Consider the following 25,755-nt stretch of genomic DNA (forward strand, 5'->3'; position numbering starts at 1 on the left):
TAAAAAAGTCTCTCGTAAATGTTACAAAACACTTACAAAGTTTTTAAAATCTATATATGAAACATTAAAAAGCCGTAATATGAAGAATCGATTACAATATATACAAAAAAACAGCTAGCCAAAGCTAACTGCTTACTAATTTATAAAATTTCAGTAAAAGAATGTATTAATTTTGAAGTGTGCAAATTGGAAGAGTGACTTCAACTATAGTTCCCTTATTCACTTCACTCTCAATAAATACCTTCCCCTGGTGTGTTTCAATAATTTTATAACATACCATTAATCCTAAGCCGATTCCCTCTTCCTTAATACTGTAAAAAGGTTCTCCTAAATATGGTATACGTTCTTTTGGAATCCCACATCCTTGATCGATAAAGCGAATCCTTATTTGATTATTATCAAGTTTATCAAATTGAATCAAAATTTCTCCTCCTGTTGGCATGGATTCAATTGCATTTTTTATAATATTAACAAATACTTGTTTTAATTGATTTCCTTCACATGGAATCAATGGAATACCAGGTGTAAAATCAATTCTAATTTTTATATTATTCATCATTGCTTGAGGTTGCAGTAGCATTAAAACTTGATCCATTAGCACACTAATATCATTAGGTTGTATCTTTACCACCTGTGGTTTGGCTACCGCCATAAATTCATTAGTAATACTTTCTATACGCTCAATCTCTGATGATACTATATTTATATACCCCTGATTATTCTCAGTTTCCGTTGATTTTAGTAATTGCATAAACCCTTTCATTGCGGTTAATGGATTATTAATTTCATGAGCCATTGCAGTCGCTAATTGTCCTACGACAGCAAGTTTTTCAGATTTCCGTAGTAATTCTTCTGTTTTTAGCCGTTCAGTGATATCACGAGAAATACTCAGGAAAACCTTTTTACCATTTAAGTTAAAAACACGGACACTAAACTCAGTTGTTATTATTTTTCCTGTTGGAAAAGCGTATTCATCTTGTAAAGTGAAGGAAGTTTGTCCCTCTCTAATTTTTTCTAACAACCTTACAATCATTTTAGAATCTTGTGGTACTACATTTGGAAATGGTAACGAGAGCAGCTCTTCTCTACTATATCCAAATCTTTTACAACCAACAGGGTTTACCTCAATGAATCGACTGGGAACATAATTTTCATTCAGCTCTACTACATATACTGCATCAGTTGCTTGTTCGATTAGTGCACGGTACTTCATTTCACTATCTTTTAATTGTTGATGTAATCGATGTCGCTCTCTTTCTGCTTGTTTTCTTTCAGAGATGTCTCTACATATTGCAGATAAAGCTATCACATTTCCTCTTACGTCTAATATAGGAGAAACTGTCAGACTGACATCAAGAAGACTTCCATCGTTACGTCGTCTAACAGTTTCTAATCTAGTAACTACGGATTCTCCTGTTAGAATTTTCTGAATATTTTTGAGTGATTCTTCCATTAAGAAATCTGGTACACAGGGTAATCTCTTACCTATGATTTCTTCTAATGACCATCCAAATATCTTTTCATAAGCTTTATTTGCTTGTAAAATATGCCCTTCTCGATCAGAAATGGTAATAGCATCTACATTATGCTTTATAAATGATTCTAGTAATTCTTTGGTAGCTCTTAATTCTGATTCTACCTTTTTCCTTTCGGTTATATCGACTGTAGAACCAACAACTTCAATAACTTGTCCATTTCGTTTAATCGGCCTAAGTGCAATAAGAATAATGGTTTTATCATCTGGCCAGGGTAATTCGAATATAATTTCTTTCCCTTCCCATGCCTGAAGATAATACTTCATCAATTGTGAAACTAAATGTGGTGGAACAATAGAGGCATCAATAGTCCGTAAGCTTTTCCCTACCACCTGTTCAGAGTAAAATCCTTTTTGATAATAAAACTGTCCATCACATAAAGTGTGTATAAAGTGCTTACCCACTTTTTTAAATTTAAAAATCCCTCCTTGAAGCTCATGTACGGTATCTGTAAGTTCTTGCTTGGATTTTTTTAATTCTCGATTCATTTTAGATAAGTCCTGTGTTAAATAATACAATCTCTGGTAGGCTTCCATAAGAAATAGCCCAATTAAAAGTCCTAATGCTATATATAATAAGCCTCCTGTGTAAAGTAATGTAGTATTAAATAATACACCAACTAACCACTTTATTCCGACAAAAACAGAAAAATATAAAAATGCACTTTTAAACGGATGAGGGTTTTTAAAATATGTTTTAAAAGTAACAAATAGGATACCCAAACCTAAATAAGCAATCACAGGAGGTTCCCAGTAACCTCCAATATAAAAGATACGCATTATAATAATGCTAATTAACGTAATCCAACCAGCAATGCGACCAAAGTAAATAAAAGATAAAATAAGAGGAACAACTCGAAGATCGTAGGAAAATCCCATGTATGGAAAAGAAAAGAGCATCAAAGTAACTGCAATAATCCCTCCATAGAATTTTTCGAAATATCGCCTGGAATGAACCAAAAAAACTTGAATAAATATCGCTGCGCTAACTAATAAAGAAAAAATAGAAAGATTGATGAAATAGTCTTTAATAATCATGTAATGTCCCTCCTTGCATTAAAGATATATTCGACACAAAAACAGAAAATCCTACAAATAATATACACAGTTCAGGTGCAAAAAATATAATTCCGTACATGACAATACATGTAAATAGTATCATATTGATTCAAATCGAAAATCAGGGCATCTTCCATTTGAACCTGTAAATCCCCCAAAAATAAGGTGTTTATTTAAATGTTATGTACAAAAAAACGTAGGAATATTTAATTCCTACGTTTTTTATAAATTAATCAATTCCTTCACTATTACGATTCTTCTAATTCCTCAATTTCGGCTTTTCGCTTTAAAAATATTGCAATATCTTTATTCTCCCTTTCTATTAAACCAAGAGCATGTCTATCATTTAAAGCTAATTCTTTATAACCCCATATATATTGTATCGTTGTCGCTTTACTATGTTTATGATCCGCAAAATACCATTCTAAAGGTTGTAAAGGGTTCGATACTTCAAACAATTCTGCTGGGTACCATGAAGGCAAGTTTTCATTTTCACCCAAGATTAGATAGTCTAATGCTCCATTCAATGAACTAATACCATAAACCACATATTCCTTATCGGTTTCTAAATTTATAATATAGTCTCGATTATATCCTTGATCTAATAAAACCTCTGAAAATGTATCTCCTGAATTTTTTATACACATTACCTTCACATACAAGCTCCTATCAACAAAAAATTAATTTTTAAATTTAAAATCATTAAATTCGCCTGTTCTATTATTTTTAAAATAATGAATTGCTACAAGAGTTCCATTCCTAGCCACCTTCTTTGGGTCAACAAGAATCTGTCATTGGTATTCTCGTTAGAACTATTCTTTGTGGATTTGAATTAATTTTTTTCATTGCAAGTCGTTCTTTTAATGTATTTGCAGTGCTTCTACCTGCGGAGTCTCTTCCTAATATTTCAACTTCATATTTTGTATTCTTTGTAGCCTCTTCTAGTTCCTTTTCTTTCTTTTCAGGTTTGCATATATTTCATGTCAAATTACAGAAGTGAGTCAGGCCACTCTAAATCTTAGATTAGAAGAACATGAATAATATTCTTTTTTGAATTGTAATTAAACCTCAGAGTGGCACCTCATACTCAGAACGATTTCCTTACCCAACAGAAGTTAATAAAACATATTTAATTATTGCTTCACCGCTTTGGCTACAAGTGCTGCGTATGCTTCTGCACCTACTTTGGTTAAATGCACACCGTCAGGTGCAAAGTAGTCTTTCTTTCCAGCACTTGCTGCATACCAATCAACTAGAGTTACATTCGGATATTCAGATACCGTTACTTTCAGTCTCTCATTCACGATTGATTCCCACGGACGTGGTACTCTCGTATTAATAAATATGATTTTACGTTCGTTTCCAATTACTTTTATTAATGAAACAAGTTGCTCAGTAGTAAAGGCTCCATTTGTACCTAATCCAATAATGACATAATTTCCTAAATTACCTTCATATTTTAACTGTTCAACTACCGGAATCGCTTTTGACAGCTGGCGACCAATTTGGGCATCAATCCTAATATCAGGAAAAGTATTTTTTAAATACGGAGTAATATCAATCATAACGGAATCGCCTATCGCAGTAACTGTGAGTGAATTTTTAGGTTGTGCAGAATTTACTTCTCTTGATTCCCCTTGTTTTTGAGGCGTCTCTTGATTTGGATTTTCCCAAACTGCAACTGGATGTGGCGCCAGTTGTGTTTGTGCTGCTTTCACCTTATCTTGTTGAGAGTTCTCCTTAGCCTTACTAGCTTTTGATAACCCTACGACCGCTATCGACGAAACGAATAATGTACAAATTAAAGCTAACTTAACACCTAAAGTGACATTTTGAATTCTTAAATTCTTAAACTGAATGTTCCGGAGCGCACCTTGTCGGATTGGTTTTTCAATAAACTTCCATGAAATTTGCGCAATCAATATAATCAAAAGAAATTGAAGGATTGCTCTTATTAATAAAAAATCCCCAGCATTTACCTTTGGAGTCGTCAATGTAAGAATTGGATAATGCCAGAGGTATATGCCATACGATCTTATCCCTATCCAACGTAAAGGTCTAAATCGTAAAAATTGAGCAATACGACTAGCTGGATGAGCTAGATTTGCGACTAACAATGCTGTTGCAATTGATAAGAAAACCATTCCTCCCTTGTATAGAAATGGATCATATTGATTGGTCTTCCAAAACATAACCAAAATAATAATAAGGGCAATGCCCCCCACTACATCAAGAATGAAACGCGCCTTTGGGATAATTTTATTTGCAAGCCTATTGCTTGGCCAAACTAAGGCAAGTACCGCTCCGATAAGTAAGGAAAAGGCCCTCGTATCTGTACCATAATATATTCTGCTCGGATCAGCTCCAGGTTCATACAAAATTGCCATCGCTAAAGCTGAAGCAACGGCTCCCAGACAAATTAATAAAATCATACGGGATTGTTTTTTTATGTAGTAAAGCCCTAAACTAATGATAAACGGCCAAACAACGTAGAATTGTTCCTCAACTGCTAACGACCAAAAATGATTCAATGGAGAAAGCTGGTTAAAATTATCAAAGTACGATAATTTATGATAAATATACCACCAGTTACTAACATAAAATAATGCCGCTAATGAATCTCCGCGCATTTTTTCAAGTAAAGAGCTATGAAAAACTGTAATCCATGCCAACGTTATAACAAGCATAACAAGCATTCCTGGAAGCAATCTCCTTGCCCTACTAAGCCAGAATTTTTTTAAATCAATTCTCTTATTTCTCTTCCACTCTATGGCTAGAATATCTGTAATTAAATAACCTGAAAGTACAAAAAATACAGTAACTCCTAAAAATCCTCCAGGCATCCAATTAAAATTAATATGATACAAAATAACACCTAGTATAGCTAGGCCCCTTAGACTGTCCAATCCAACCATATAACGACTATTTTTTTTAAAAGGTTTAGTCATCCTACATTCACCTCTTTTTCTTGGAAATTAGGTTAATAATAACGGCACAAAGTACTATTAATCCCCTAAAATCGTATAAGCTAAACTATTGCAAACATCTTTTTGTAAGGCTCTTTTTTTTATCTTTACATGCACAGTAATTAATACTTTAACACGTTATCTGGCTCTGTTGTGAAAATTTTTAAGCTAGATGTTCTTGTTGCTCTTCCGAAAAAGAGGAATATGATATATAACGTATATTTGAACATTTCCCTGCAAAATAACGTTATAAAGAAGGGCTACTGGTTATGAGCAGCCCCTCTTTTACCTTACTTCACATATACATATGTTTCATTTGAAATCACATTTTATGTCTTGCCCTTACTGTCGTGTATTTTATATTGCAGCGAACCTTGCATCAGAACAATATGTGTTCTGGTGCAAGGTTTTTTTAACTAGAATAAATTCTGGGAAAGCAAATAAGGAACATGATAGATGTGATATTTTAAAGAAAAATAATAGTAGCCATTTGCTACTATTATTTTTTTCTTTAAGTTATCATAATATGCCTGAAATTCTAAAGGGACGTGGTATGTCAATTCATCTAACAACCATTATGTGCTGAGTTCGTAAATGCGGAAATTTCATTCGTGATTTTTGAAAAATAAAACAAAAAAGAAAAACTATCTTTGAAAATGGATGAAACCTACATAAATGTCAACTAATCTATGTACGAATTCCTTTGCTTTAGCTAGGTGTTCTAGGAAATAAGGAGCCATATGCCGGTCAATTTTTCAATTAACTTGGTGTCTAGTTTAGTGTACCATCTCCAATTAATACATTTTTTCGGGTTCAGTTCATTATATTTTCTACTTTGTCTTTATATACAACATATTCTTTTCCATCCACTACTGCTACCACCGCAAATTCATCATTTGGATTGAATGAAAGCCAGTCAGCCCACATGCTTGTATTAGCACCTCCACTCCACATATGATGAACAGTGTTTTTAGTTAAATTCATAACTTTATAAGACGCATTTGGTGCATTTGTTCCAGTCTTTATTTCAAAAGTGTATGCGTTATGGATTTTTTTATAAAAGTAAAAAACATTTGATGGACGAAGTAGATTCATAAAATCTTGTTCTTTCTTCTCTGCAATTTTTATGCCTTCTAGTAATGTGACAACATCTGCTCTTAATGTTTTCCAACTGTCTTTAGCTGAATTCAAGTTAGGCTTTAAAAATTTATATCTATTTTGATCAGCTTTTTCATCAACTTTATCAATATGCCCCATTACGCCCGAATATTGAGAGTCTAAATCATCCCATTGTGTGGACATATAAGTAAGAGCAGTAATAGCACTATCAATCGTACTATGCATATCACTAATATTATGAAAAGCAACTCCGACTACACGATTTAATGTAATTTTATAATCTACAGTTTTACGTAATTCTGCTAAAGCAGGCTCTAATCGACCTAAATTATCTCTAGCAGTACCTATCATTATGCCACCAGAAATAAGCGTGGGGATAAAAGGGACTTTCACCATTATTAACCCATCAGATTCTAATTTCTTATAATAGTTTACTTGTCCTAAAACTTCATCTAAACGCTTTTGATCAGTCTCTACATCAGCTCCTTGGTTTTTTAAAATCGATTGCAAGGTCTCTTTATGGCTTCCAAATACTCTAACATCTTCTCCAATAGCGTTTTTAAATTTAGTTAATTCTTCTATTAACGCTTTTGCGGACTTTTGGTTTCGTTGAATCCCCACCCTTAAATCTGTAATCCCCTTTTTTAAAGTATCCCCATTTCCATTATTGATCGCCTCTACTAATGTTTCATAATAATTTTCAAACTTTGTATCGTATTCAATAATGCCGGTCAATGTATCTAAAAGCTGTTTTTTTACTTTTGTATTCCATGTAACAGCATGTGCTCTTGCATTCTTTTGATCCTGTACAATTTTACTAGGTAAATCTGCATACCCATTAATAGAAATTCCTTCAAAACTCACATCCGGATTATTAATTAGTAAATAAGAATATTCATTCATAGCCTTTGCAAATAACCCAGCATCTTGTACAGTTTTTTTCATCTTTTCTTCATTTGCTGAAAGAGACCTATCTCCAGTGTTCGTTTGTTCAGTTTCAATTGCAAAGGTTGCTACTGGTGTGACTGCATAGGTAGTTGTCATAATTAAAAATGCTGATACAGCCAGTATTTTATAAGGTTTTTTTTTCATCTTTTCTTATTCCTCCTGTATAGAGTATGATTTCAAGTCCTATTCTTATTAAAAGACGCTGTTGTTGCATAGATTCGATATTATTAAGCAAATCTATATAACCTGTCTCCTATTGATCGATTCTGTTACAAATTTTTAAAAACAAGTAAACTACATGGCTATCTTTTTATTTGGATACAACTTACATATAAGTGAAAGGCGAAGTCTTTAATGAGACTCCGCCTTTTTAATATATAAGGATTTATTAATTACCGCTTTACTGTTTATCAGTGTAATCATAGACTCTCTATGTTATGGGGCACTTTGCAACAGAATAAATATTTCCCTATTTTTGTGGAGTAACTGTTTCCACTTTTAATTCCTTTATTCCTTCTTTTAATGTAACAGCATCTGTTCGTAATGTTTTCCAACTATCTTTCGCTGCATTTAAATTAGGTTTTAAGAATTTAAATTTATTTTGATCCGCTTTTTGAGCTGCATTCTCAATATGCCCTAGAACGCCCGAATATTGAGAATCTAAATCATGCCACTGCGTTGACATATAAGTAAGAGCGTTAATAGCATCATCAAGTGCCTTGTGCATTTCATTAATATTACTATAAGCAACTCCAACTACACGATTTAATGTTACTTTATAATCCACGGTCTGACGTAATTCTGCTAATAAAGGCTCTAACTTACCTAAGTTGTCTCTTGCTACTCCCACTATAATACCGCCAATTATTGGTAGACCCAAAATAGCACCCTTCATTACATTAAACCCATCAGATTCTAATTGTTTATAATAGTTTACTGATCCTAATACTTCTTCTAGACGCTTTTGATCTGCATCAACATCTGCACCTTGGTTTTTTAGAATCGACTGCAAAAGATCTTTATTGCCTCCAAATGCTCTAACATCTTGTCCAATAGAGTCTCTTAATTTAGTTAATTCTTCTATTAATTGTTGTGCGTACTTTTGGTTTTGTTGAATTTCACCTCGTAAATCTGTAATTCCTTCTTTTAAAGTTTCTCCATCCCCTGTATTAATCGCCTCAACCAATGTTTCATAATAATTGTCGAACGTTGTATCATATTCAACAATACCAGTCAATGTATCTAAAAGCTGTTTTTTTACTTTCGTGTCCCAAGTAACAGCATGTGCTCTTGCATTCTTTTGATCTTGTACGATTCTACCAGGTAAATCTACATATCCATTAATAGTAATTCCTTCAAAATTTACATCAGGATTCTTAATTAGCATATAAGAATAGGCATTCATAGATTTTGCAAATAATCCAGCCTTTTGCAAGGTCTCTTTCATTCTCGCTTCATTTGCAGAAAGAGCCGTATCTCCATTGTTCGTTTGTTCAATTTCACTTGCAAAAGTTGCTTCTGGTGAGACTACAGAAGTTGCTGTCATAGTTAAAAGAGCCGATGCGACGATTAGTTTGTACGGGATATTTTTCATCATTTTATATTCCTCCAATATAAGTTTTCATTTTCAGTTCTATTCCTGTTTAAAAGCGATGTCTTTTGAAATGAATTCTGCATCTTTATGAATATCATTCCAACTTTCTTTAGCAGCTTTTAAATCATCCGGTATTAAAGAGAATTTGTGGTCTTGCATAGAATCGATATTATCCAGTAAATCTGTATAATTTGCGCCCATTGTATTCCATTGCTTTTGAATATTTGTTAGAGACAATATCGCTTGATCTACAGTCTGGTATAGATATGCCAATGTTTCTTTCGCGTTAGTAAGCGAAAGAACTGCTTGATTAGCACGATCTGCTTTCATACTTAATTCCCCGATTTTGTTAGAAATTTCGTTATAGGAGTCCATATGCTTAGATGCCGTGACACCAGCCGCAGTTCCTAGACCGATACCAGCTGCTCCAAGAGCTGAAAGTCCACCAACAACAGCCGGTGTTGCTGTACCACCAGTTACAACAATTACAACTGCTCCTCCAATAGCTGCAATAACTAAAATAGCTGCTCCCAATCCACCACCAATTGACCATGCTAATACATCATCAAAATGTTTTTTCTGAGTAGAACGAAGTTGCTCAATTTCAGCTTGAAGTTGTGGAATCGTTGCTTGTTGACCTGCTAATATTGCAGTTAATCCACCTTTCCCATCTGGACCACCAACATTATTTTTAAAATCTGTAGAATTTTGATATAGTTTCCCTTTGAAGTCTTGTAGCATCTTAATTACATCTGTTACCTCTTTTGAATTTGTATTAATTGTTGTAATTAAATCATTTATGCCCTCTTTTAGACCTGCCTTATCTTTCTTTTGTACAGTATCTACTAATGTGTCGTAATAATTTTGAAATTGTTCATCGTAATTTACAATATTACGAGCTGTTTTTTGAATCTGTGGCTTCGCTGTATCTAACCAATAATTCGCATTTATTCGTGACAGTTCTTGATTAAGGTGAATATTTTTGAGCAACTCTCCTCCTTCTGATCCTAAATCGATATTAGATAAATTTACATTCGGTTGCTTAATCATTGTTTTTGCGTACAAATCCATTACAAGAATATGAGAACCTGTTTCAGCCAATGCTTTCTTCAGTCCCTCAGGACCTAAAGCATAATTGCCTACTTTTTGTTCTTGAGCGGTCGTTTCTTGTGCAAATGCATGAATAGTGTTACCAGTAGTAGCAGTTATAACCGTTGCCAGAGTGGCTAAAGTTAGCACTTTGAATGGGAATTTTTTCATCACTTTTCTCCTTCTTTCGCTAGATTCTTATAATCTTTATAGTTTTTTCAAAAACGTAATATCAAAATTTGTATACCTGTTCTTCAAGGTAACTTATTACATTTTTTAATTGTCTTAATGTATCTTTTTGAGACTGCTCGTTAGTTGCATCAACATTAGTAGATAATTTTGTAATGTTATTTTTTATTAAATCTAAATCTTCTTTATAGCGCTTTAGTAGGTCAAGTTCTACTTCTACTTGATTTGCAAACGTATGCAAATCATTTTGTGAAAGAAGAAGCATTGATTTTTGTAAATCTGCTATTGATAGTTTCGTTGTTAAATCATATATTTTTTGGTTTTGTTTCTCTAAGTCATCTAAATATGCTCGCTGCTCTGCTGTTAGTTTATTTACTTCTGCGAAGACACCAAATGTTTTCTTAATTTTTTCAGTATCAATGGCTTTCATCAGGTCATATTCTTGCGTTTTTGCGGCTGCAGCTGCAGCTATTTCACCTTGTTTGCTTTTCTCAATTGCTTCACGAGCTGCTTTTTTTGCCGATTCAATTTCTAGAGCTGTTTTACCTTGCTCTGTCGCTTCTTGCGCTGCTTTTTTCTCAGCTTCTAGAATAGAGTTGTTAATTTCTTTTCCTTTGTTATACGCTGCCATCCCTGCTTGAGCAGCCGGTTCAATAATTTCTTTTGAAAGACTATAAACTTCTTTGAATATAGCAAATCCCTGCTCATTTAAAGCTCCTGGTATTAATGCAATTTGTTGTAAATCATTTTGAATTGCTTTTTTGGTATTTAATATTTCATTTTTTAACTGATCTATTTTTCCTGTTCCATCTGTACCTAATATGCCTTGCGCAGTTGCCACATTAGTATCGAAATCTTTTAATTTTTTATCAAGCTGTAATTTAAGATCAGTTAACTCATTAATTTGTCGTTGCGCATTTTCTTGATTCGTCATAGCCATTTCTTGAAGTACTTCAAGTCTATCCACAAAACCTTCTCTATCTTCTTTATTGTCTACATACGATTTTAATGTCGGATAATAGCTATTAAATTTTGTTACAAATCCTTTGCTTTTTGAATTTAATAGAATTAACTGTGGATAGAGTTCCGATGACCATTCCTTCATATCTTGTTTGATTAGGAATTGATTTGTATTTAAAGCTGGGACTTCCTCTAGCTGTACATTAGGACTCATTAAAGATTGATCAATATACGTTTGGATTAATTTAGATTGCGCACCTAATTTTCGTAATGATGAAGAAATATCCATGTTTTCCTGTTGAGTTTCTGCTTGAACGATTGGTGTTGCGAGAGTATTGATAGGAATAGTCGCTCCAGTTACAATGGATGTTATTAAAAATCCTGTCATTATTTTATTCTTCATTCCGTACACTCCTTTACCATTTTTTTCTATAAATTGATTCATATAACTTGTACGACCTAGCACTAGGCTCTCTCTTTGTACACGGATGAGGAAAGAGAAGTCTTTCAGATAGGGTGTTATCCTTATTTTTTACTTCTAATAGGATGTAAGAATTTTACTCATCTCTCATTTAGATACTCTATTTTTCAAAAATAAACAATAAAAATTCATCAGCTATATTTGAATTAGACACCCAATGGGTAGTAAAATATTAATTCTCCCATAGAGTTGCGGTTTAACTTACAGAACCGCGAGGATAGATAAACCAATGCTGACAGTTAATCCTGTTTTGACCTTGTTTAATATCAATTACATAATATGTCTCTTAGTTTTGTCAGCAAGAGCCTTACAAGACTACAAAAGATGAACTTATACTGTACATTGCTTATACTTTTATTGCGGAATAAATTCACTTTTGTTATGCAAAAACTTAGAACACTTTTATTACAAACTTGATCATTTTGAGATTCTAGGTCTCTCGTTAATTAACTGATTATTAAGAAAAATATTTTCGACATAATGTTACTTACAACTTCGCTATACTCCTATTAGCGTCATCTTCTCCTTTCTCTCTGGTCATACCAGTTATGTTGTTCATTAAAACATTAAATTTTTAATGCGTAAATAGCAAAATTTTGTCGATTGTACTCAATAATTTAACTGTTAAGTAAAAACACGAGCCAAAAACATTATACAAATATAATTAATTAAAAATTTCACCTCTGTAATTGTAATGATTACAAATTAATATATATAAGGTTACAAAATAACTATTTTAGCTTAACCAAGAAATTATATTTTAGAAAAAATACTTATAGAATAATTTAATAGGTTTTTTTATACTTTTTTACCTTTATTTAGTTATGTATAATTGCATAAAACATAGATATATCATGTGATATATGTTACATTATTAATTTTTACGAAATATACCCTAATATCAACATTAATAAATATTTAAAATGGAGATATTAATCTATAAACTTACCCATCGTTATAACCATAGATTTTAAAATATAAAATAGCTGCAAAGCTTTCTTAAAAATCCTTTGCAGCCTTCTGTTTTTTTGTTTTCTTTAGAAAAATAGTGTTTCAAGTTAACAATATGGTATAAACATTTCCATTGTGCTTTTGCTTGGATATATGTTTCATGGACTCTTCAAAAGCTATTTGTTTGAGCTGACGTCAGACTCGTTTGTCTAATTCAGAACTATACTGATAAATCCAGCGCCTAATTATTATTTAAAAAATAGATAAGCTTCGTTTCTCCATTATTTTTGCCAACTCCTGAAAATTGAAACTGTTCCGCTAACAAGATAATATCAGGTTGATCATACGTCTATTTGAATACAAGTTCCTTATCTAAACAAATCACACACTTTTTCTAGAGTAATAAGCTCAGTATTTTCAAGTTTTAGAGATTACTTACACCTATTTTTAAGTTTTTACATTGAGACCAGATAACAAGCCTATATTATTGTATATTTTTCACGGTACTGTCTAGGGGTCATGCTAGTAATTTTTTTGAAAACCCTCGTAAAATAACTTTGGTCATTAAAGTTAAGCCAAGCACAGATATCTGATAGCGAATAAGTAGTTAGAGTTAATAATTTTTTTGCTTCTTCCACTCGTTCCCTTTGAATATATTCGCTTAAAGTAATTCCCATTTCTTTTTTAAATAGTTTAGACAGATAAGTAGGGGTAATTTCCAAATGATTAGCAAGTTCATTGAGAGTTATTCCATCGTAAACATTTTTATTAATATGTTTCATACATGTAGTAACCGCGTATGAATACTTTTGTGCATTGAATTCTTTCACACGATCTGCAAAGGTACGTAAAGCGTCTCCTGACAATCGCTTTGCAGATTCTACGTTATCTAATTGTTCCAGAGTTTGTATATATAAAATACTATGAGCAAAAGCAATATCTGGTGGCAGGTTTCCTTCTATCGCATATCGAGTAGCTAAGGTAATCGCAATAATTCCAAGGTTTTTTTGGTTCCTGAGCGGATCCTCTATTAACATCAGTTCAACATCCTCTTGTGAAACTGCATACATATACTGTATTAACTTTTTTTTATTTCCTTCTTTGATAGTCAAAAAGAAATCATTTACTAATGCCATGTTGTGAGTTTTAGGTTTGTTTTGTCGGCGTTTTAAAATATATAAATCAGGTTTCACAATTTTATTAGGAACTTCCTCTAGTACTTTATTTTTTTCTAAAACAATACCCACATCTAACTTTTCATTGAAAATCATGTAATGTAATAAAATTCCCATATCAATTAATGTAGTTTTTTCAATCTCAGATAAACACTGATAATAGGCTAGTCTTTCTTGAATTTTATCATTTGATTTAAATTCTTTTTGAAGTTTTATGGTCATATCATCTGAACCTTTTGGATGTATAGTGGGACCGATAATAATAGTCCCTTTAATGTGATCATGATTTTCTATATGTATTAGAACAAAATTTTCAAGATAGCTGTTACATCTGAAAAGTGGTAAGTTAAAGGGATCGTTTTCTTGATAAATATCACTAAGATGTTCTTCTTTTGAAGAATAAAAAGGACTATAAACATCATCAGATGTAGAATGATATAAAATTTTTTTGTCTGTAGATAAAATATGTACAGGGGCATTAAATGCTTTATGTGCAAGATCACACAAGTGTTGTATATCGATAGAAGTATTCATTACATTCTCCTTTTAAGTAAATTATTTGATAAATTTCCTCATTGTTCCTTTTATAGTTTCATAATATATATTCTGCTAGGTATAATTCACGACAAATAATACTATAAAATATCAAATTAGTACAATTCACGACAAAATATTACTATATCTTTTTTATGAAAATCATATATTATTTAATTGTAATTAGCATCTAAATATCAGAGTAGATAAGAAAATGAAATGAATGAAGGTCATTTCTTAATTCTACAAGATCTAATCATTACACTTGAGAAAACAGTGAAGAACATACAAAATACAGTGGTACTCCATGCGAGGACCAAGCTGGAAAAAAGATTCAAAATACAGCGAAAGTAACAAGAGATACTGTACCACCACAAAAACCAACAATCAAAATTTCAATTCAATTACTTGTACAAATTGAATTCCAAAAATAGATAATGCTAATTTAAATGTAAAACTGAAAACCTACTGTGTTTCAAATTTTAGACAAAGATAACAAAAAGTCGGGAAATTAACAACAGAGGACAATGATAAGACTATTTATGAACCACTATGCTTCGGAAAGTACACGTTGGAAGAAATTCAAGCACCAAATAGATCTACGTTATTTAAAGATCTAATTGAGAGAAGAATCTTATCATCAGTACAAAAATAAAAAAAGAAAACATAAAAAACGAATGGAATATTTAAAATTCTGGCGATATAGGGACAACTATTTTTATCTAATCCCCACAATATTACTGGTCCCAACATTAGTTTTATTTTCCACAAATGAGGAAGAAATATATAGATTTCAAAAATACTAGGAATTGCAGGGGAGATAGAACATATGAATAAACTTTATTTATATGTTGTTCATCTTTGTATTATTAATCTTTATGCTACCTAGCTTTCATACCGCACCACATCAACATATTCTTAATTTTCCACTTTATTTTTAATTAAGAATCAAAATACCTTTAAATGAAGTTATATTATAGTTTATTAAATACTATAAATAAAAACAAAATGCTATTTAAACACCCTCTGACTACTCATATGAGGTTTTTTCTCTAATGATACCTATGGTATTAACTCCACTTTAAAGGATCATTTTAAAAGAATTTGAGAAGCCATTTTTCTAGTTCACCATCAAAAATCTTGAAATTTATGTAAAAAAGAACCCGTTTTATATATAGTTTCTTTTTTCATTTCTTTAACTTAGTCTAATCTATATTGGCCAGTTAATTGTTCCTCAGCCATTCGAGCTAAGTGTAATTATTCTAATCATTAACACCTTTTTTCTTTAAATTCTTTAGACCCTATCCTTGTTTATATGAATAGCTTTCTTATTCGAAAATAGATTTTTAAAAATTCCTACCCCTACAATTAATACACCTATTCCAACTAATTTATTTATTTGTATTGGAACGCTCTCCATTCCAAACAATCCGAATGTATCAATACATAATGCAACAACTAATTGTGTAATAAGACTAATTGTGTAATAAGACTAATTAACACCGTATACGCTGGACCTAAACTCTTTATTGCACCCATTATACAAATAATTAATCCAATGCCAAAAAATCCACTTATATAAAACAAATAATTTGTAGTGTAAAAATTAATGCTAATACTTTTCTCTGTTATGATATAAAATAGACCAGAACTTATGAGACCTATTCCAAGAACACATGCAGTTGTTAACCACTGTCCTACACATTCATTGACCTTTGTGTTAAAAACAGATTGTAAGCTAATTAATACTCCAGCAAATATAGCTAAACTAAATCCAATCAAAATATTCCTCTCCCTTTCATTGCTCATATATATTATCTTTAGCAACTTCCTTCATTCTAGAAAAATCTTTAATTACGATAACTCCATTTTTCTTTTCAATTAATTTTTCTTTATTTAATTTTTGTAACACCCGAATTACGTGCCTATAACTTACTCCTATAAAATCAGCAATACTTGATATGGAAGTTGCATCTAAATCCTCTTTATACATATTTCCGTTACTATCGGTTGAAATTGATAGTAAATAACTAGCTACACGCACTTCTACTGGATAAAGTAAATTTAGAGCTGTAAAACGGGTCGATATTTTTAACGTGTTCGCAATGTTTTCAAGCAAGAAGTTCATAAATATAGGATCATGTAATAACTTGTTTCTAATAACCGTATTAGAAATGGAGATAGCTACAACATCTGAACAAGCTTCAACGACATTATGAGTCTTGCTTTTTTGTATCAATTCAAGATCACCAACAACCGCCAATGGATTGATAAAGCGAAGAATTAGTTTCTTTCCTTCTGGTGTAATCGTATAAACTTTTACTTTACCTTTCACTACAAAATATAAACGATCCATTTCGTCATCTATATTGCAAATAAACTTGCCTTTTTCAAAATGATTTATTTGAAAATAAGCTGTATCTATTTCTGAAAAAATCTCAAATATTTTATTAGTTTTCAAATAATGAATAATTAAATCTGATCTATTCTCCATTCTCATTTCCTCCTTCTATTCACATATTAAATATTACAATCCCTATAATCATTACTATTGTTCCCACAATATGATATCTCTCCATCTGTATCTTTTTTATATGGAACAGTCCTTTTATTTCAATGAAAGTTGCTGTTAACAATTGAGCAACCATAAGTGTGCCAGCTGTCAATGTAACCCCCATTGAATATATCGCCATAGTTTCTGCACAAATAATGAATCCACCAAATGCACCGGCTACTAAATATGTTTTTTTCACACCCTTTAAATCCATTACTTTCTCTTCTTTCTTTAACAAAAATATAGTTATTGCAATAAGGAACCCAATTAAATGCGTTATAATACTCGTTAACCATATGCCGATATGTGAACTAAGTTTCGCATTAAAGGTTCCTTGAAGTGTTATACATACACCAGCAAAAACAGCAAATACAATGCCTTTCAAAAAATCATCTCCTAATTTTTTATTTCTAACTTAATTAAAAGCTATGACCCTAAAAGGCAAAAGGACAAATGTCACATCACTATGAAAATAATTAGAAATGAACAAAAAACACATCTCAAAAATTTGAGATGTGTTTTTATATTTTTATTAATATATAATTTTTTACATATTATAACTACGCTACATTAACAGTCTTCTTCATAACAAACTTTGCAAATAAGAAACGCACAAGCGGCCCCATAATAATTAATTGTAATGGATAAGCCATAATGAAATTTTTAATAAAAATTGAAAAATAACTTGAAACAAATGATTCCCCTTGTAGTCCACCATGTAAATACATCATAGCCATTCCGTAAAATGACATAAAGAAAACCATTCCGATTACCATAGCTGTAGCCATCGCTACTATAATATTTATTTTCTTCGATTTATTAAACGGTATCGCGAATACAATTTTTTTCGCACAAGGTCCAACGATACATATCTCAATTAATAACGCAATCATAAATCCAATTAGTAGTTCTAATGCGATCTCCTTAATATGAATTGGCCCTCCTGCTCCGTTCAATAATAAATTGTAAAACGTCATTACGATAACCATCCCTAGGCACATCATCATACCGAATTGGAGGCTTTCCTTTCTTGTTGTTGGCAACTTTCATCATCCCTTCTCTTTGAGTCTTTGCCATTATATCGATATTGGAAACTCCTTCGTAAGTGAACATTTTGTGAACATTTCGAAAGCGGTTACGTGTATTTCTTTCACTCTTCACTCAAATCTTCCCATTCTATAACTGTATGCTTATAAAGGTTTTATATATTTCAATGTTGAATTACTAAATTTAACATTGAAATATATTACTACTAGGAGGATAACTATGAATGAAGCAGAATTTTACGCATATCACATCGTTACAAAGAAAAAAATGAATACCGGACAAATCATTCATTTTGATAAAAATCAAACTAATACTTTATATCACTTCTTTTTTGAAAGAGAACAATTAAATGCTACTGGCGAAGATTCTATTCAAATTTTAAAAAGCAATTATATAAATAACGAACTACATATAAATAATGAAAATGCTCAAGTAGTTATGAATTATACGGATCAAACAATTAGAGCTGTTAGGGAAACGATTGTCGAAATGGTTAGGCTGCAAGAATATCCTGAATACCCTTCAAGGTTGTCTTGCTTATATGCTTCTAAAAGCTATGAAGATGCTTTGAAATGGAAAGCGTTATTTGATTCTTACAACCGAGATGTTTTACAGATTGTTAAGCTACTAGTGAGTGGGAATTCTTTTGAAAGCGACGGAAATCTTTTACCAAAAGAAGATGGTATTTCTTTCTCCAGAAAAATTGAACAGGCTAGAGACTATTGGAAAGGAAATAGCAAAAGCGAATTACCTGAGCTACTGATTAATGGGAAAATTCAGGTGGTGGAAATTATCGATGATTTTTCCAAAATTAAAATTTAATTCTTGGCTAAATATTAGAGAATGGAGATTACAATGATGAAAAAGGTGTACTTCAATCATGATGGTGGTGTAGATGATCTAATTTCACTATTTTTATTACTCCAGATGGGTAATGTCGAACTTACAGGTGTTTCAGTTATCCCTGCAGATTGTTATTTAGAACCCGCAATGTCTGCAAGTCGTAAAATTATTGATCGCTTCGGCAAAGGTAATATCGAAGTAGCAGCGTCAAACTCTCGTGGAAAAAATCCATTTCCGAAAGACTGGCGAATGCATGCATTTTATGTAGATGCTTTACCCATTTTAAATGAGTATGGAAAAGTTGCAACACCTGCAGCAGCCAAACCTGCGCATCATCATTTAATAGAAACTCTTCTACAAACGGAAGGAAAAACAACTTTATTATTTACAGGGCCGCTAACTGACCTAGCCCGTGCATTATATGAGGCTCCTATAATCGAAGATAAAATTGAACGTCTCGTTTGGATGGGCGGTACATTTCGGACTGCAGGCAATGTACATGAGCCGGAACACAATGGAACGGCTGAGTGGAATTCGTTTTGGGACCCTGAAGCAGTAGCTCGTGTATGGGATGCAAAAATTAAAATCGACTTAGTGACACTAGAAAGTACAAACCAAGTTCCGTTAACTATAGACATACGTGAACAATGGGCAAAAGAACGAAAGTATATTGGTATGGATTTCCTTGGTCAATGCTATGCGATGGTTCCTCCTCTCGTTCACTTTTCAACGAACTCTACTTACTATTTGTGGGATGTATTAACCGCTGCGTTTGTTGGGAAAGCTGACCTTGCAAAGGTACAAACGATTAAAAGTATTGTTCATACATACGGACCTAGCCAAGGGCGTACAGTGGAAACTGATGATGGGCGACCTGTAAATGTCGTTTATAATGTAAACCACAATGGTTTTTTCAACTATATAACTGACTTAGCAAAGAAAGCTTCCACTTGAAATTCTATCTATACGAAAAATAAATAAAGTCGTATAGCTTCAGATGATGAGCCTGCAAAAAAATTCAAATTGGTTGCGGCTTAATATTTACTTATTAAAAAGAGTATTGAAGTAAACTTCAATACTCTTTTTGTACAGTTTAAGGCTATTTGATTAAAGTTGCGTTTTACAGGTTAACCATTTCATAACCATTTACAAAATACGTTATTGTTTCTAACTCATCTTCATTTAATTCTCTATCTAGCTCTTGTTTATACGCTTCCTTTATCTTCTCTTCATCGCCTTTATGAGCTTCTGTATAAGTTCCTACTGTTTTTAGCAAATGAATTTCTTGTAAAAATTCAGCCCGATCTATAGCTTCTCCATGAGAAAGAATATAAGTTTCAGCATCAAATTTCTCTAATTCTTCTATTAATGTAAACGTTCGTTTCGTCGTATAGTTCCACTTCGAAGAAAAAATATCTGCATATATACAGTCTCCTAAAAACAATATCTTCTCTTCTTTTATATACATAACAACAGAGTCATGTGAATGATCTCCGCCCACATGCTTTAGCACACATGTCACTTCACCAAGATCTATTTCAAGTTGATTCTGGAATGTTAAAGTTGGAGGAATAATTTTAATATTTCTCGCTTTTTCATTAAACTCTTTTTTGATACAATCCGCACAAAATTCAATTTCAATACCCTCTTTTACACGTGTGTCCAACGCTTCATCTGTCCATTCATAAGAAACAAGTTTACTCATCTCTTTTTTCGTTTCAGAATGTGCAATAGACAATGCCTCTTGTAGTACAGGTAATCCAAAAATATGATCCCAATGCCAATGTGTTAATGCTACGAAATCAGGACTTGATACATTCTGTTCTTTTAGCATTTCTAAAAACAGGTGTGCATGTTCTTCTGAATTCCCTGCATCAATCATTAAAGTTTTTTCTTTTCCAACGACCATTCCTAATATAGGTCTATCTGTTTCAGAAACAGGTGTCATATACCAAAATGAGTTTCCTATTTTTTTAATTTGCTGCATAATCAATTCCCCTTTTCATATTCCCACTTAAATTTAATATATAAATTATAACGAATTGCTAGTTTTTTCTCTATACTCAAACACAATTACTTGGACTAATCCAACTTAACTTTTCGTAAGTTAAAAATAAGGGACTACAATCGGAGTGTGATATTATGGAGCGTTTATGGATTCCAATGATTGTAACATTTTTTTCGTTCGGTGGATTACTATTAGGAGGTGCTGTTGGAGTTGCAACACGTCAACTAATTGAAGAAAAGATGCATCGTTTATATGCATTATGTGGTGGTATTTTGCTTGGCCTTTTATCCCTTGAAATTATTCCTGAAACATTTTCAAGCTATGAAATGATTGGTCCTATACTTGGTATAGCTATCGGTATTTTAGTTATGAGCTTATTAGATAACTATTGTCACCATCCAATGATACATAAAAAAGATCAACAAGCATGGCAAACATTCCTGTTTCTCTCTTTCGCTATATTTATTCATAATATACCGAGTGGATTTGCGTTAGGCACAGCTTTTATTAATCATGCTGACTCAGCCATTCCCTTTTTAATAGCAATCGTCGTTCACCATATTCCAGAAGGATTAGCTTTAATTATCCCCTTTCTTTTTACAAAACATAAATATATTTCATTTCTATTAACAACTTTATTACTTTCTCTTATTCTCGGTACCGGTACGGTGTTTGGCATTTTAATGGAAGGAAAAGCTCTTCATTTACAAGGTCTCATTATGGGAAGCGCTATCGGTTCACTTGGTTATGTCACAATTCATGAAATGCTTTGGAAAGCTAAGAAACAGCTCTCTTTCCTTACATTTCTCATGTGGGCAACTAGTGGTTTTTTACTAATAACAGTGTTTACTTTATTCGCTGGTCATCATTAAAGCTAAAAAATTTATTATTTGTATATTTTTCCTTTTTCTCCAAAACATAATGTTATCTACCTATTATGAGGAGGAACAATTATGTTTGGGAAAACAGCTGGTGAAGCATTAGTTGATTTATTAATTGACTGGGGAGTAGAACATATATACGGTATGCCTGGAGACTCTATCAATTCTATCATTGAAGCTTTAAGAAAAAAACAAGATAAAATTAAATTCATCCAAGTTCGCCACGAAGAAGCTGGCGCATTAGCAGCGGCCGCTTATGCGAAATTAACAGGGAAACTCGGTGTTTGTATGGCAATCGCAGGACCTGGAGCTATTCATTTATTAAACGGTTTATATGATGCAAAACTCGATAAGGCTCCTGTGCTAGCAATTTCAGGACAGGTAGAAACCGATTTACTCGGAACGGATTTTTTCCAAGAAGTAAACTTAGAAAGATTGTTTGATGATGTTGCAGTTTATAACCAGCGCATTATGTCAGCGGAGCAACTACCTGCTGTAGTGAATCAAGCGATTCGTATGGCCTATACGAAAAAAGGTGTATCTGTTCTCACTATTCCGGATGACGTTCCGAAATTCGAAGTGAAAAATGGAGCTCGTGTTACAAACACTTCTTTTACATTGCCTGAACTTTTTCCGCAAAAAGAAGATTTAGATGCAGCGAAACTCGCAATAAATGAAGCGACAAAACCTGTTATTTTAGCAGGTAAAGGCGCAAAACATGCAAGAGAATCTTTACTTGCATTCGCAGAATATATCGGCGCTCCAATCGTACTTACATTGCCAGCTAAAGGAATTGTTCCTGATGAACACCCACTTTGCATCGGTGGATTAGGATTAATTGGAACGAAACCATCTTATGAAGCAATGAAACACGCGGATACTTTAATTATGGTGGGTACTTCTTATCCGTTCACTGGTTTCTTACCTGAAAAGGCAAAAACAATTCATATCGATACAGATCCTGCCCAAATCGGGAAGCGTTATGTGACAGATATCGGCTTAGCCGGTGATGCTGATAAAACATTAAAATGGTTAATTGAAAATGTAGAAAAACACGAGGACCATTCCTTCTTAGAGCATCATCAAGAAATGATGAAAAAGTGGGAAGAAAAATTACACGGTCAGGAAGAAGATTCCTCTACTCCAATTAAACCACAACGCGTTATGCATGCATTGCAGCAAGTAGCAGAAGATGACGCCATTCTTTCAGTTGATGTCGGAAATGTAACGGTCTGGACAGCAAGGCACTTCCGTATGACGAACCAGCAATTTATCATTTCAAGCTGGCTCGCAACACTTGGCTGCGGTTTACCTGGTGCACTTGCTGGAAAAATTGCGTTCCCGAATAAACAAGTATTTGCAGTTTGTGGTGACGGCGGATTTGGAATGACTATGAACGATTTTGTAACAGCTGTAAAATATAAACTACCAATCGTTGTCGTCGTATTGAACAATAATAAAATTGCCATGATTAAATTCGAACAAGAAGTTATGGGTAATATCGAATTCGGCACCGATTTAACGAATCCAGATTTCGCAAAATATGCAGAGGCGTGCGGCGGTATTGGCTACCGTATTGAGAAATTAGATGAACTACTACCTGCTTTCGAAAGTGCAGTAAAACAAAACAGGCCGTGTATTATTGATGTAGTTGTAGATGTAAACGAAGCACCAATGCCAGCAAAAATCACATTTGGTCAAGCAGCTGGTTATACGAAACATATGATAAAAGAATTATTTGAAGAAGGTAAAATTGATTTACCTCCACTTTAAACGAAAAAAGATAGCTGAAAACGATTTGTCTTCAGCTATCTTTTTTTATTTTTGTACCTCTCTATAGAATGAAAAATCATTCATAGTCGCTTGTATTTGTTTCTCTACTTTCCCTTTTTTCTTTTCCCCCTTTGGCCTTCTCACATTTCCTAATTTAATTGCATCTTGCATACTATTACTAATCAAATTTCCAGATAAGATTGTCATACTATAAAAAAGAATTGGTATGACCACGATCCAAGTATGAGTAGTTAAATGACGGAAGTTTTGACCAATTAATCCTGTCCATTCTTTTGTTACACTATCCGCCTCTATACCAAAGATTATTGTTCCGCCGAAAAACAGTTCTAACAAACCAAGATGTAAGAGAAGTAATAGGGTGCTTACAAATTGCTGGGCTACTAATAAAAGAAATGATGGTAACATATGTGGCCATACATGGCGTTTCAACCGCTGCCACTTACTCCCTCCGAGCACAGTAGCAGCCAACATAAATTCTTCATTCTTAATACGCTTTACTTCTTGCGCCGTATACAACATAACAGTTGGTACAGCAAGGCACGCAAGAACTATAATTTGAAACGTAACCCGTAAATGAAACGGAGCAGCCTCCTCTCCACTTTCAAACATTAAAACTTCATTTAACATAAAATAGGAAATCATAATCATCGGTACAATACTAAACGGATCAAAAAAAGATGAGATAACTGAAAATGAGCGTTTACTGTACATACCAAGCAATAAACCAATAGTTCCGCCAATTACTACACGTAAAATTGCGATAACGATACTAGCACCAACTGTCCATTTCGCTCCTTCTATTATTAACTGAAAAAGGTCGCGTCCTTTCTCATCGCTTCCAAACCAAAATTTACTCGATGGTGAAAACGGAGCAGCCTCTAATTCTCCTTTTTCGTTATACATCATTGTTAATTCACGAATATTTCCGTCAAAAAACACCGTATTTCCAATACTAACAATCATTAATACACTCAAAAAAGTAACACCTAGCCAAAATCTCACATCTCTTTTTACAACTTGCCACATGTTACACACGCTCCTTTATAACATTTTTTAAAAGCGTATGTAATAAACGAAATAGTATAAAAAGCGGTACGTATAATATAACTAAACTCACTGTAAATATTTCTAATTTGGAATTTTCTTTTACAAAAACAAACATGCCGTACGTATTAAATAGCCATTCAATAATATATAAATTTGATAACATAAATAAAATATTTGTTTTTGCATAATAGACTGTTGTTAACAAGACATTTCTTGAAATATGGTGCGTCAAAACATGTCTTAAACTCAGTCCTTTACTCTTTGCAAATATGCTATAATCTTTCTCTAATTCTTCTCTAAAACGTAATAATAGTAGCTTCATAAATAATAACGTTGTAGGTATAGCAAGACATATTATTGGTAACATACGAGCTCTATCCTCACCAAATCCCGCATGTTTCACTGGCATAAATCCTGTTTTTTGAAAGATAATTACTACTAGAAGTTGCGATAATAAAATTAATAAAATGTCCGGGATACTTTCAAGTGCGACGAAAACTCCATTCCATATACGTTGCTTTGATTGAGAGCGCTGCAATACCCACACAACGATAACATACGCAATGAGTAAAGAAAGTATAAATGCCGAAATAAATACAAACATTGTCTCTACATAATGAATCCATATTTGTGGAAATAACTTTCTTGAGTTCCGAAATCCATACGTAATTTCACCCGGTTTTAGTAACTTCTCCCCGAGAAACAGAACTGTGTCCCAAAAACCGATTAAATCAATTTGCAGTCCTTTAAATAAACGCGGAAGTGCCCCTAAAAAAAGGATACAAATAAGTGCCGCAAATAATTGTAAACATGTAACTCCACACCACTTACCAATTCGAGTGAACATAACTATTATCCTTTCTATTTAAATGAATATTTAGAAATAAAACCTATGTATAGTACCTATACCTTTTAACAAATTAACTCCTCTTTCTAAAAAACATAGCAATCCCCGTCATTTTTTGGAAGTTGTATTATATCT

The 25,755-nt window shown here is 32.8% G+C and carries 18 protein-coding genes and 1 pseudogene; 4 read left to right on the plus strand and 15 right to left on the minus strand.

All coding sequences use genetic code 11. The features are described from left to right. Positions 1–166: 166 nt before the first annotated feature. From G9F74_RS14540 to G9F74_RS14595, 12 genes and pseudogenes are all read right to left on the minus strand, one after another. On the minus strand, positions 167–2,572 hold the full coding sequence (locus G9F74_RS14540) for a PAS domain S-box protein (RefSeq protein WP_016108366.1): 2,406 nt from the start codon (positions 2,570–2,572) through the stop codon (positions 167–169). Between the two features lie 269 nt (positions 2,573–2,841). After that, on the minus strand, positions 2,842–3,249 hold the full coding sequence (locus tag G9F74_RS14545) for a hypothetical protein (RefSeq protein WP_016108365.1): 408 nt from the start codon (positions 3,247–3,249) through the stop codon (positions 2,842–2,844). A 477-nt stretch (positions 3,250–3,726) separates the two neighbouring features. Then, positions 3,727–5,541, minus strand: coding sequence for an acyltransferase family protein (locus G9F74_RS14550; RefSeq protein ID WP_016108364.1), 1,815 nt, complete (start codon positions 5,539–5,541; stop codon positions 3,727–3,729). 831 nt (positions 5,542–6,372) lie between these two features. Next, a complete protein-coding gene (hblB, locus tag G9F74_RS14555) occupies positions 6,373–7,770 on the minus strand; it encodes a hemolysin BL regulatory component HblB (RefSeq protein WP_016108363.1) in 1,398 nt (465 codons plus the stop codon). 325 nt (positions 7,771–8,095) lie between these two features. Further along, positions 8,096–9,223, minus strand: a complete 1,128-nt coding sequence (gene hblA, locus G9F74_RS14560) for a hemolysin BL binding component B (protein WP_016108362.1) — start codon at positions 9,221–9,223, stop codon at positions 8,096–8,098. Between the two features lie 36 nt (positions 9,224–9,259). Beyond that, positions 9,260–10,480 carry a hemolytic enterotoxin HBL lytic component L1 gene (gene hblD, locus G9F74_RS14565; RefSeq protein ID WP_000714431.1) on the minus strand — a complete coding sequence of 407 codons (1,221 nt, stop codon included), beginning with the start codon at positions 10,478–10,480 and terminating at the stop codon, positions 9,260–9,262. 61 nt (positions 10,481–10,541) lie between these two features. Continuing rightward, positions 10,542–11,861 (minus strand): hemolytic enterotoxin HBL lytic component L2, encoded by a 1,320-nt coding sequence (gene hblC, locus G9F74_RS14570; protein WP_016108361.1) that lies wholly within the window; start codon positions 11,859–11,861, stop codon positions 10,542–10,544. A 1,508-nt stretch (positions 11,862–13,369) separates the two neighbouring features. After that, on the minus strand, positions 13,370–14,599 hold the full coding sequence (locus G9F74_RS14575) for a helix-turn-helix domain-containing protein (RefSeq protein WP_001097922.1): 1,230 nt from the start codon (positions 14,597–14,599) through the stop codon (positions 13,370–13,372). Positions 14,600–15,893: 1,294 nt separating this feature from the next. Further along, positions 15,894–16,381, minus strand: a pseudogene (locus G9F74_RS14580) (DMT family transporter). A 16-nt stretch (positions 16,382–16,397) separates the two neighbouring features. Further along, a complete protein-coding gene (locus G9F74_RS14585; RefSeq protein ID WP_000431587.1) occupies positions 16,398–17,093 on the minus strand; it encodes a Crp/Fnr family transcriptional regulator in 696 nt (231 codons plus the stop codon). A 19-nt stretch (positions 17,094–17,112) separates the two neighbouring features. Next, the gene (locus tag G9F74_RS14590; protein WP_165406231.1) at positions 17,113–17,538 is read right to left on the minus strand and encodes a DMT family transporter; all 426 of its coding nucleotides are present in this window, start codon (positions 17,536–17,538) and stop codon (positions 17,113–17,115) included. Positions 17,539–17,713: 175 nt separating this feature from the next. Beyond that, on the minus strand, positions 17,714–18,196 hold the full coding sequence (locus G9F74_RS14595) for a DUF2798 domain-containing protein (RefSeq protein WP_001143433.1): 483 nt from the start codon (positions 18,194–18,196) through the stop codon (positions 17,714–17,716). A gap of 223 nt (positions 18,197–18,419) precedes the next feature. Here G9F74_RS14595 and G9F74_RS14600 point away from each other — a divergent pair, with 223 nt between their 5' ends. Together G9F74_RS14600 and G9F74_RS14605 are read left to right on the plus strand one after the other, a co-directional pair. Further along, positions 18,420–19,022, plus strand: a complete 603-nt coding sequence (locus G9F74_RS14600) for a DUF2441 domain-containing protein (protein ID WP_016108357.1) — start codon at positions 18,420–18,422, stop codon at positions 19,020–19,022. Between the two features lie 33 nt (positions 19,023–19,055). After that, entirely contained in the window at positions 19,056–19,997 is a 942-nt protein-coding gene (locus G9F74_RS14605; protein ID WP_016108356.1) for a nucleoside hydrolase, read from the plus strand. A 166-nt stretch (positions 19,998–20,163) separates the two neighbouring features. Here G9F74_RS14605 and G9F74_RS14610 read toward each other — a convergent pair whose 3' ends face one another. Further along, positions 20,164–21,030 (minus strand): MBL fold metallo-hydrolase, encoded by an 867-nt coding sequence (locus G9F74_RS14610; RefSeq protein ID WP_016108355.1) that lies wholly within the window; start codon positions 21,028–21,030, stop codon positions 20,164–20,166. Between the two features lie 155 nt (positions 21,031–21,185). Between G9F74_RS14610 and G9F74_RS14615 the strand changes: the two genes are divergently transcribed. Together G9F74_RS14615 and G9F74_RS14620 are read left to right on the plus strand one after the other, a co-directional pair. Further along, a complete protein-coding gene (locus G9F74_RS14615) occupies positions 21,186–21,923 on the plus strand; it encodes a ZIP family metal transporter (RefSeq protein WP_016108354.1) in 738 nt (245 codons plus the stop codon). An 81-nt stretch (positions 21,924–22,004) separates the two neighbouring features. Next, on the plus strand, positions 22,005–23,705 hold the full coding sequence (locus tag G9F74_RS14620; protein ID WP_016108353.1) for a pyruvate oxidase: 1,701 nt from the start codon (positions 22,005–22,007) through the stop codon (positions 23,703–23,705). Between the two features lie 45 nt (positions 23,706–23,750). Here the strand turns inward: G9F74_RS14620 and G9F74_RS14625 are convergent, their stop codons facing one another. Together G9F74_RS14625 and G9F74_RS14630 are read right to left on the minus strand one after the other, a co-directional pair. Next, a complete protein-coding gene (locus G9F74_RS14625) occupies positions 23,751–24,752 on the minus strand; it encodes an ABC transporter permease (protein ID WP_016108352.1) in 1,002 nt (333 codons plus the stop codon). 1 nt (position 24,753) lies between these two features. After that, the gene (locus G9F74_RS14630; RefSeq protein WP_000495108.1) at positions 24,754–25,620 is read right to left on the minus strand and encodes an ABC transporter permease subunit; all 867 of its coding nucleotides are present in this window, start codon (positions 25,618–25,620) and stop codon (positions 24,754–24,756) included. Positions 25,621–25,755: the final 135 nt, after the last annotated feature.

It is taken from the genome of Bacillus sp. EKM202B (genome assembly GCF_011066025.1).
GTDB classification, from domain to species: Bacteria; Bacillota; Bacilli; order Bacillales; family Bacillaceae_G; genus Bacillus_A; species Bacillus_A toyonensis.